A 9,398-nucleotide genomic window follows, 5' to 3' on the forward strand; every position below is an offset into this window, starting at 1 on the left:
AGGCCGTCGATGTCGGACAGCAGGATCAGCAAGTCGGCGCTCGCCATGGTGGCGACGCGGGCGGCGAGGCGGTCATTGTCGCCGTAGCGGATTTCGTTGGTGGCGACGGTGTCGTTCTCGTTGATGACCGGCACCGCGCGCCATTCCAGCAGCTTGGCGATGGTCGAGCGCGCATTGAGATAGCGGCGGCGTTCCTCGGTGTCCTGCAGCGTCACCAGGATCTGTCCGGCGCCGATGCCGTGATGGCCCAGCACCTCCGACCAGATCCGCGCCAGCGCGATCTGCCCCACCGCGGCGGCGCCCTGGCTTTCCTCCAGCTTCAGCGCGCCGCGCGGCAATTTAAGTCGGCTGCGGCCAAGCGCGATTGAGCCGGACGAGACCACCAGCACGTCGCGGCCCTCGCCGTGCAGTTTGGCGATGTCGGCAGCCAGCGCGGCGAGCCACGCCTCCCGCACTTCGCCCGCATCGGAGTCGATCAGCAGTGACGAGCCGACCTTGACGACGATGCGGCGAAAATTCTCGAGCGAGGGGCGGGTCATGGGATGCAGTCGAGTGAAGCGTTGGTTGCGAGTTTCGCAGCGGGCCGGAACCGGCGCAAGTCAGGGCTCATGTCAGCCCTGCGGCGCCGGCGACCACGGCTCGGCCGGGGTGCCCTTGGCCTTGAGCGACACCGGGGCTTCGCCGATCACTGCGACCAGCGCCCGCAGCGCGTCCTTGACGCCTTCGCCGGTGACGCCCGACATCAGCAGCGGGGTTTTCTTCGCAGCGCGCTTCAGCCGGTCTTTCTGCTTTTTCAATTCGTCCGCGGTCACCGCGTCGATCTTGTTCAGCGCCACGATCTCGATCTTGTCGGCGAGATTGCCCTCATAGGCGTCGAGTTCGGTCCGCACCGTCTTGTAGGCCTTGCCGGCATGCTCGCAGGTGGCATCCACCAGATGCAGCAGCACGCGGCAGCGTTCGACATGGCCGAGAAAGCGGTCGCCGAGGCCGGCGCCTTCATGCGCGCCCTCGATCAGGCCCGGAATATCCGCCAGCACGAATTCGCGGCCGTCGACATCGACCACGCCGAGCTGCGGATGCAGCGTAGTGAACGGATAATCGGCGATCTTCGGCTTGGCGGCGCTGACCACGGACAGGAAGGTCGACTTGCCGGCGTTGGGCAGGCCGACCAGGCCGGCGTCGGCAATCAGCTTCAGCCGCATCCAGATCCAGCGCTCTTCGCCTTCCTGGCCGGGATTGGCGTTGCGCGGGGCGCGGTTGGTGGACGATTTGAAATGCGCGTTGCCGAAGCCGCCATTGCCGCCTTCAGCCAGCACGAATTTTTCGCCGAGCGCGGTGAAGTCGTGGATCAGGGTTTCGCGATCCTCGTCGAACAGCTGCGTCCCCACCGGCACCTTGAGCACGATGGCCTTGCCGTTGGCGCCATGGCGGTCCTTGCCCATGCCATTGGTGCCCTTCTGCGCCTTGAAGTGCTGCTGGTAGCGGTAGTCGATCAGCGTGTTGAGCCCGTCGACCACTTCGATGATGACGTCGCCGCCGCGGCCGCCATTGCCGCCGGAGGGTCCGCCGAACTCGATATACTTCTCGCGGCGGAACGCCACACAGCCATTCCCACCGTCGCCGGAGCGGATATAGACCTTTGCTTCGTCAAGGAATTTCATGGGCTACAGGTAGTGCAGGGGGGTCGGCGGGGCAACCTTTAGATGCCGGAATCGACGCGAAAAGTGCCCGTTTCGGGCCTTTTTGAGGCGTTTGGCGGCGTTGACATTTCATTGCATGGGGTTGTTTTGCGAATTTTTGAAAAGCCTCACCCCGGCCAGCACTGTCCGCCGCCATCGACCCGCAACACCTGCCCGGAGACGAACGCCCCGAGCGGACCGGCAAACACCTCGACCACCCGCGCCACCTCGTCGACGGTGGCGATACGGTCCAGCGTGCCGGTCTCGGCGAGCCGGGTCTGGTCCACGCTGCGTGTGCCCATGAAGCGGCCGGTGCGGGTGTCGCCGGGCGCGATGCAGTTCACGTTGATGTCGTAGGGCCGCAACTGGTCGGCGAGGCAGCGCGTGTAGTGCGTCATGCCGGCCTTGGCGACGGCATAGATCGAGCCCTGGGTGCGGCCCTTGAAGGCCGCGACCGAGCCGATGGTGACGATGCGGCCGGAGCGCCGTTCCATCATGCCGCGCGCCACTGCCTGACAGGTCAGGATGGTCGAAAGCAGGTTGCGGTCCAGCACCGCGCGCACGTCCTCCTCGCGAATGCCGACGGCATCGTTCGGATTTGGCTTGCCGCCGGCCGCCGCAATGTCGCCGCCGGCATTGTGGACCAGGATATCGATCGGCCCGAGCGAGCGGGATGTTGTCTCGACGATGCGCTCGATGTCGTCGCCCCTGGTCAGGTCGCCGAGCACGCGGATGGTGCGCACCCCGTGATCCGTTGCGACCGCTTCCGCCACCGCCGTCAGCGTGGTGCCCTCGCCATATTCCGCCGGCCCGTTCTCGCGCATGCCGTGAATGGCGACATCGGCCCCGAGGCTGGCGAGCCGCTCGGCAAAGGCGCGGCCGAGCCCGCGTCCGGCGCCGGTTACCAGCGCGATCTTGCCCGTTAACGGCCGAGCACCGTCGTGTGAAGCCATGTCGCTATCCTTCGGTTAGGGAAAATCAAAAACGTCTAGCCGGCTTGGCATAAAGCGCCAACTTGATCTTTTGCAGAACTATTCGCATGTTGCGCCCATAACGTCCGATCAGGGAGAAGTTTTCGTGGCCTATCCGAACACCCAGTTATTCATCAACGGCAAATGGCGTCCCGCGCACAGCGGCAAGACCATCGAGGTGCTCAATCCCGCGACCGAAGAGACGATCGGCACGGTCGCGCATGCAGGGCGTTCCGACCTCGACGAGGCGCTTGCCGCCGCCGCCGCCGGTTTCAAGGTCTGGCGCGCGGTATCGGCGTTCGACCGCTGCAAGATCATGCGCAAGGCCGCTGCCATCATGCGCGAGCGCAATGACGAAATCGCGCCGCTGCTGACGATGGAGCAGGGCAAGACGCTGGCCGAAGCCAAAATGGAAGCGATGGCGGCTGCCGACGTCATCGAGTGGTTCGCCGAAGAAGCCAAGCGCGCCTATGGACGGCTGATTCCGGCGCGCGGGCCGGGCATCTATCAAATGGCGATCAAGGAGCCGGTCGGTCCGGTCGCGGCCTTCACGCCCTGGAATTTCCCGATCAACCAGGTGGTGCGCAAGCTCTCCGCCGCGCTGGCGTCGGGATGCTCGATTATCGTCAAGGCTCCGGAGGAAACCCCGGCATCTCCTGCCCAGCTGATCCGCGCCTTTGCGGACGCCGGCGTGCCGGATGGCGTGATCAATCTGGTCTATGGCGTGCCATCCGAGATCTCGGAATATCTGATTCCGCATCCGGTGATCCGCAAGATCTCCTTCACCGGCTCGACCGTGGTCGGCAAGCAATTGTCGGCGCTGGCCGGCTTGCACATGAAGCGCGCCACCATGGAATTGGGCGGGCATGCGCCGGCGATCGTTTTCAACGACGCGGACGTGACCTCGGCGGCAAAAATCCTGTCGGCGGCGAAATACCGCAACGCCGGCCAGGTCTGCATTTCGCCGACCCGGATGCTGGTGCAGGACGATGTGTTCCGCGAATTCGTCGACAAGTTCGTCGAGGGCGCCAAATCGATGAACGTCGGCAACGGCATGGACCCCGACTCGAAGATGGGCTCGCTCGCCAATCCGCGCCGCGTGATCGCGATCGAGGGCATGGTACAGGACGCCATCGGCAAGGGCGCCAGGCTGGAGACCGGCGGCCATCGTGTCGGCAACAAGGGCTATTTCTACGAGCCCACCGTCGTCAGCGATGTGCCGAAGGACGCGCGCGCCATGAACGAGGAGCCGTTCGGTCCGCTGGCGCTGATCTCGCGCTTCTCGACGCTCGACGAGGTGACTGAGGAGGCCAATCGCCTGCCCTTCGGCCTTGCCTCCTACGCTTTCACCAGTTCGACCAAGACCGCAACCGCGATCGGCGCCAACATCGAGAGCGGCATGGTTTCGATCAACAGTTTTGGTCTGGCGCTGCCCGAAGTGCCGTTCGGTGGCATCAAGGACTCCGGATATGGCTCGGAGGGCGGCACCGAAGCCATGGATGCCTATTTCAACACCAAGTTTATTTCACAGACCGGGGTCTGAGAAAGCCGTCACGGCTCGCAGCGACCTGCCGGCGGCCTCGCTATCAAGCGGGCCGCCGGCGGATCAGAAACTTCTGCAGCCCCTCCAGCACCAGTTCGCGGCGCTGGTTGAACACGGTGCTGCGCAGGGCCACCACGCCGGTGGTCCGGCCCGGCACGAGTTCGGTCACTTCCAGCGCGGGATAGAGGGTGTCGCCGGCATAGACGGGCTTCAGAAATTTGCTCGATTGTTCGAGAAAGCCGACCAGCGAATCCTCGACGATATGGGGAAACAGGCCGGCCCCCGGCGCGGTGTGGACCAGGGTCTGGAAGCCATGCGCCAGCAGGTCCGGCATGCCGCGGGCGCGGCAATATTCGACGTCGTAATGGATCGGATGGGTGTCGCCGCTTGCGGCCTGGAACGCGGCGAACACCCCGGTGGTCTGGGTGCGGCCGGGAATGACGAAGCGTTCGCCGAGTACGAAATCCTCGAACCAGCGTTGTTCCGGCACCATGCGGTGCAAGGCGGGATCAAACTCGGTCATGCCAGATTTCCTGTGATGGTTTGCAAGCGTGACGTACCGGTATCGCAGAGCTGGGACTGCGACAATTGGCTCAATTCCGCGGCCCGGGCTTGTCTCAGGTCTCCACGCCTTTAAAACAGCGATGCGCAAAAGACGCGGATGGCCGGAACGAGCCATCGCAAAGAACAAGTGGGAAACGCCCGGGTACCATGACTCTGCTTGCAAAAATCTCGACCGGGCTGGACGATCGGTCCGCGCGGTTGGCCGGCATCGGGCTGATGCTGCTGGCGATCTTCATGTTCTCGTTCGGCGACGCGCTGGGCAAGTACATGGTCGCGACCTATTCGGTCGGGCAATTGCTGTGGCTGCGCGCCTGCGCGGCGCTGCTGGTGCTGCTGCCGATAGTCTGGCGGCAGCGCGCGGCGTTCGGCAGGCTGGAGCGGCCGTGGCTGCAGCTGCTGCGGGTGACGCTCTCCACCCTCGAAGTCGCGGCGTTTTTCATCGCGACCGTCTATCTGCCGCTTGCGGATGTCATCACCTACTATCTGGCGGCGCCGATTTTCGTCACTGCGCTGTCGGCGCTGGTGCTGCGGGAGCATGTCGGCTGGCGGCGCTGGACCGCGGTGCTGATCGGATTTTGCGGCGTGCTGATCGCGCTGCAGCCGTCGGCACAGACGGTGAGCTGGCCCGCCATGATTGCGCTCGGCGGCAGCCTGTCGTTTGCGTTACTGATGCTGATTACCCGCTCGCTGCGGGCGACGCCGGATATCGTGCTGGCGACCTCGCAATTTGTCGGCACCTTCGCGCTGGGTGCGCTGATGGCGCCGTTCGGCTGGGTGACGCCCGGCCTCGGCAGCCTCGGCCTGTTCGCGGCGGCCGGCTTCATCTCGGTCGGCGCGTTGCTCTGCGTCAATCGTTCCCTGAAACTCGCGCCCGCCAGCGTGGTGGTGCCGTATCAGTATTCGATGATCGTCTGGGCCGTGATGTTCGGCTATTTCGTATGGGGCGACATCCCGCAGCCGCCGACCATCATCGGCGCGGCCATCATCATCGCCGCGGGGATTTATATCTTCTGGCGCGAACAAAAGCTCGGGCACGAGGAGCCGGTGGTCAATCCGCCGGTGTGAGGCGCAAATCCATTCGCCCGTCGTCCCGGCCTTGAGCCGGGACGACGGTTGTTGCTACCCTTCATGCCTTCTCGAACTGTTCCAGTTCTTCAGCGACGACCACACACTCCGGCTCAACCGGAAGCGATCGACCGGGGTCGACGATCCCAGCGCCTCGAAGCGGTGCAGCTCGACGCCGCTCCACTGGAAGCCGCATTTCTCCAGAATGTTGCGCGAGGACGGGTTGGCGACCCGGGCGCCGGAGATCAGGTGCTCGACCGCGAATTCCTCGAAGGTGAAATCGATCACCGCCCGCGCCGCCTCGGTGCCAAACCCCTGGCCCCAATGATCGACGCCGAGCCAGTAGCCAAGCTCCGGCGCCTCCGGCTCGCGCCAGTCGACGCCGACCATGCCGACCGGCACGAAATTGTCTTCGATCAGGAACACGGTCTCGCGGGCATCGGCCGCCATCGCGCGCACGAATTCGATCGCATGGTCCTGGGTGTAGGGATGCGGCAGGCGGCGGGTCATTTCTGCAATGCGGCGATCATTGGCCAGAGCCGCGATCGCTTTTACGTCCGCGAGCGTCGGCCTGCGCAGCATCAGCCGTTCGGTCTCGAGGACGCAGGGACTGGCCTTGTGCAATGTCGGAGTCGGGATATCCTGCAGCATGTCGGGCTCCTGGAGACAGCTCTTTGACTATGATGCGTGTTCTGGTCGCAAAACCGGTGTCCACTTTTGCGGAACACGCATAAAAAAGAGGAGGCCGGTTTCCCGCCTCCCCAATAGAGCCCTCAGGAGCTCCGCCGGTTCAACAGGACCCGGCGGACTCATGTTGTCCACCGTTTACTCGGCCGCGGCTTCCATCATCGGTACAACCGATACGAAAGTGCGGCCGTTGGCTTTGGCACGAAACTCGACATGGCCTTCGACCTTGGCAAACAGAGTATGGTCGGTGCCCATGCCGACATTAAGGCCGGGATGCCAGGTGGTGCCGCGCTGACGCGCAATGATGTTGCCGGGGATCACGTGCTCGCCGCCATATGCCTTGATGCCGAGGCGCTTGCCTGCGGAATCTCGTCCGTTTCGCGATGAACCGCCTGCTTTTTTGTGAGCCATGGCCCGTCTCCAACTTCTCTCAAATTTCTAGATCAATTCCTTGACGGAATCATCTCACTTTTTGTCACGATTCAGTTCTTGTCACTTTTTCGCGGGCGGCTTCTTCGCATCGGGCTTGGCGCGCGGCTTGGCCGCGGCCTTGGTCGTTGCCTTGGCCACCGGCTTCCTCGCGGGCGCCTTCTTCTTGGCCACCGGCGCGTCATCGTCGTCGTCGCCGTCGACGGGCGCCACCACAACCGGCTTCTCGCGCTTCGGGCGAGGGCCGATGGTCGGCTTGTTGTCGTTGGTCAGGATCTCGGTGATGCGCAGCACCGTGATCTCGTCGCGGTAGCCGCGCTTGCGGCGCGAATTCTTGCGGCGGCGCTTCTTGAATGAGATGACCTTGGGGCCGCGCTTGTGCTGCAGCACTTCGGCTGCCACCGAAGCACCTGCTACCGTCGGCACGCCGAGCACCGGCGATTCACCGCCGACTAGCAGAACTTCGCCAAGCTGCACGATCGTTCCGACATCGCCGGCGATCTTGCCAATCTCGAGCACATCATCCGGAACGACGCGGTATTGCCGGCCGCCGGTTTTGATGACTGCGAACATCGTTTAATTCCTTCGTGTTCGATCCCGGCCTCGGACAAGTCCGGGCCGGCTTTTTCTTCAGTCGTTATGGGTTCAATTTCCGCGCGGTTCTCTCGGGAGCGATCCCTTGAATTCGCGCAAAAACAAACAGCGCGAGAAAACCTCGCGCCGGATTGGCGGGACTTATAGCCGGTGACGGCCATGAGTCAAGGAAATCCGGCCCAAAAACCGGCCAAATATGCCGGATTTGGGCCGAAACGGGCGAATGGGCGGGGTATAGCGAATGCAGGGGCCCGTTCGCCACGCGCCATTCGCTACTCGCCTTCGTGAAACCAATGGGTTCCCCCGCCGTTGTCCCGCGAATTCTGACCGCAGGGGCAAAAAAATGGCTGAGGATACTACGACGACGGGCATCGCCCGCCACGGCGCCACCCGGCTGCCGTCGGTCGACGTCGACAGTTTCAATATCGAGCTCAAGGACGATGACGGCTTTCTCGGCGACCGCGCCAGCAAGGGCGCGTTTCGCCGGATTCTGGACGGACTGCGCAAGCTGAAGGACGATGACGATCCGCTCGGCAACAAGGACTCCGATGACATCGGCAAGACCGAGCTCGACGAGGCGCTGGTCGGCGAGGACATCCACGCCGCCGCGCTGGTGCACGGCGCGATCGAGGAATTCGCCCAGGAACTGGCCTATGTGACCGGGCGGTTTCTCAAGACCAAGGCCTGGGCCGGCACCGAGCGCATCGTGGTCGGTGGCGGCTTTCGGCTGAGCCGGGTCGGCGAACTCGCGATCGCGCGCACGGATGTCCTGCTCAAGGCCGCGGAGTTCGACGTCGACCTGGTGCCGATCCGCTTTCACCCTGATGAAGCCGGTCTGATCGGCTGCCTGCATCTGGCGCCGTCCTGGATCTTCGAGGCCCATGACAGCATCATCGCGGTCGACATCGGCGGCACCAATATCCGCTGTGGCGTGGTCGAAACCCGCTGGAAAAAGGCCAAGGATTTATCCAAGGCCGAAGTGTTCAAATCCGAACTCTGGCGCCACGCCGACGACGAGCCGACCCGGGAGGGAACGGTCAAGCGGCTGGTCAAGATGCTGAAGGGGCTGATCACCGCGGCCGAGGCCGAAGGGTTGAAGCTGGCGCCCTTTATCGGGATTTCCTGTCCCGGCGTCATCAACGGGGACGGCTCCATCGAAAAGGGCGCCCAGAACCTGCCGGGCAACTGGGAAAGCAGCAAGTTCAACCTGCCGGCCAGCCTGGTCGAGGGCATCCCGCAGATCGGCGATCACGACACCGCGGTGCTGATGCATAATGATGGCGTGGCGCAGGGGCTTTCCGAGGTTCCGTTCATGCAGGACGTCGAGAGCTGGGGCGTGCTGACCATCGGCACCGGCCTTGGCAATGCGCGTTTCACCAACCGAGCCAAGGAAAAGAACGGCAGGAAGGCCAGGGAAGACAAGAAGGACGACAAGAAGGAAAAGAAGAGCAAGGATTGAGGTTCACCGATTGAGGTCCCTGGGCGGGTAACCTTGACTGGTTAGGTTAAAATACGGATCGCGTTGCCGATTTCCGGCGGCCCGCTACGGTCAAGCCGTCGCTCAGACTGGCCAGCGAAGCCGCACTTCCGGCCAGAATTTCAATGACGCGACACGGGGCCGCCAGGGTTTGTCGCGTCTGGCGGCCCCACTCTTGCCGCTGGGCAAGGTTTGCCCTGGATCGGCAAATTCCTGCCGCCAGCGCCTTGTCTGCCCCGCCATCCTCGCCTAGAACTCGCCCCGACCGCGGGCGGATCAAACCACCCGCAATGGCGCCTGGAGAGGTGGCAGAGTGGTCGAATGCACCGCACTCGAAATGCGGCATAGGTGCAAGCCTATCGGGGGTTCGAATCCCTCCCTCTCCGCCA

Annotated in this window: 10 protein-coding genes and 1 tRNA gene; 4 read left to right on the forward strand and 7 right to left on the reverse strand. The window is 63.8% G+C overall.

Annotation, left to right across the window (positions count from 1 at the left end; translation table 11 throughout):
* From proB to Q8N40_RS15800, 3 genes are all read right to left on the reverse strand, one after another.
* Positions 1-539: glutamate 5-kinase (gene proB, locus Q8N40_RS15790; protein ID WP_305712465.1), on the reverse strand; the 539-nt coding region annotated here is incomplete at its 3' end.
* Positions 540-611: 72 nt separating this feature from the next.
* Positions 612-1,661: a GTPase ObgE gene (gene obgE / locus Q8N40_RS15795; RefSeq protein ID WP_305712466.1), complete on the reverse strand. Its 1,050-nt coding sequence runs from the start codon at positions 1,659-1,661 to the stop codon at positions 612-614.
* 146 nt (positions 1,662-1,807) lie between these two features.
* Complete coding sequence (locus tag Q8N40_RS15800) at positions 1,808-2,632, reverse strand: SDR family NAD(P)-dependent oxidoreductase (RefSeq protein ID WP_305712467.1); 825 nt, start codon at positions 2,630-2,632, stop codon at positions 1,808-1,810.
* A gap of 124 nt (positions 2,633-2,756) precedes the next feature.
* Here Q8N40_RS15800 and Q8N40_RS15805 point away from each other — a divergent pair, with 124 nt between their 5' ends.
* Positions 2,757-4,193 (forward strand): NAD-dependent succinate-semialdehyde dehydrogenase, encoded by a 1,437-nt coding sequence (locus tag Q8N40_RS15805; RefSeq protein WP_305712468.1) that lies wholly within the window; start codon positions 2,757-2,759, stop codon positions 4,191-4,193.
* A gap of 43 nt (positions 4,194-4,236) precedes the next feature.
* Here the strand turns inward: Q8N40_RS15805 and Q8N40_RS15810 are convergent, their stop codons facing one another.
* Positions 4,237-4,716 carry a MaoC family dehydratase gene (locus Q8N40_RS15810; RefSeq protein ID WP_305712469.1) on the reverse strand — a complete coding sequence of 160 codons (480 nt, stop codon included), beginning with the start codon at positions 4,714-4,716 and terminating at the stop codon, positions 4,237-4,239.
* A gap of 188 nt (positions 4,717-4,904) precedes the next feature.
* On the opposite strand from Q8N40_RS15810, the gene Q8N40_RS15815 reads away from it, so the two are divergent.
* Entirely contained in the window at positions 4,905-5,822 is a 918-nt protein-coding gene (locus tag Q8N40_RS15815; protein WP_305712470.1) for a DMT family transporter, read from the forward strand.
* A 54-nt stretch (positions 5,823-5,876) separates the two neighbouring features.
* Here the strand turns inward: Q8N40_RS15815 and Q8N40_RS15820 are convergent, their stop codons facing one another.
* The 3 genes from Q8N40_RS15820 to rplU all read right to left on the reverse strand — a co-directional run bounded on the left by Q8N40_RS15820 (position 5,877) and on the right by rplU (position 7,511).
* Positions 5,877-6,473, reverse strand: a complete 597-nt coding sequence (locus Q8N40_RS15820) for a GNAT family N-acetyltransferase (RefSeq protein WP_305712471.1) — start codon at positions 6,471-6,473, stop codon at positions 5,877-5,879.
* Positions 6,474-6,647: 174 nt separating this feature from the next.
* Positions 6,648-6,920, reverse strand: a complete 273-nt coding sequence (gene rpmA, locus Q8N40_RS15825) for a 50S ribosomal protein L27 (RefSeq protein WP_079606818.1) — start codon at positions 6,918-6,920, stop codon at positions 6,648-6,650.
* Between the two features lie 81 nt (positions 6,921-7,001).
* Positions 7,002-7,511: a 50S ribosomal protein L21 gene (gene rplU, locus Q8N40_RS15830; RefSeq protein ID WP_305712472.1), complete on the reverse strand. Its 510-nt coding sequence runs from the start codon at positions 7,509-7,511 to the stop codon at positions 7,002-7,004.
* 364 nt (positions 7,512-7,875) lie between these two features.
* Between rplU and Q8N40_RS15835 the strand changes: the two genes are divergently transcribed.
* Both Q8N40_RS15835 and Q8N40_RS15840 read left to right on the forward strand, forming a co-directional pair.
* Complete coding sequence (locus Q8N40_RS15835; RefSeq protein WP_305318696.1) at positions 7,876-8,991, forward strand: ROK family protein; 1,116 nt, start codon at positions 7,876-7,878, stop codon at positions 8,989-8,991.
* Between the two features lie 317 nt (positions 8,992-9,308).
* Positions 9,309-9,398: transfer RNA gene (locus Q8N40_RS15840), tRNA-Ser, on the forward strand.

It is taken from the genome of Bradyrhizobium sp. (assembly GCF_030693485.1).
Classification (GTDB): Bacteria; Pseudomonadota; Alphaproteobacteria; order Rhizobiales; family Xanthobacteraceae; genus Bradyrhizobium.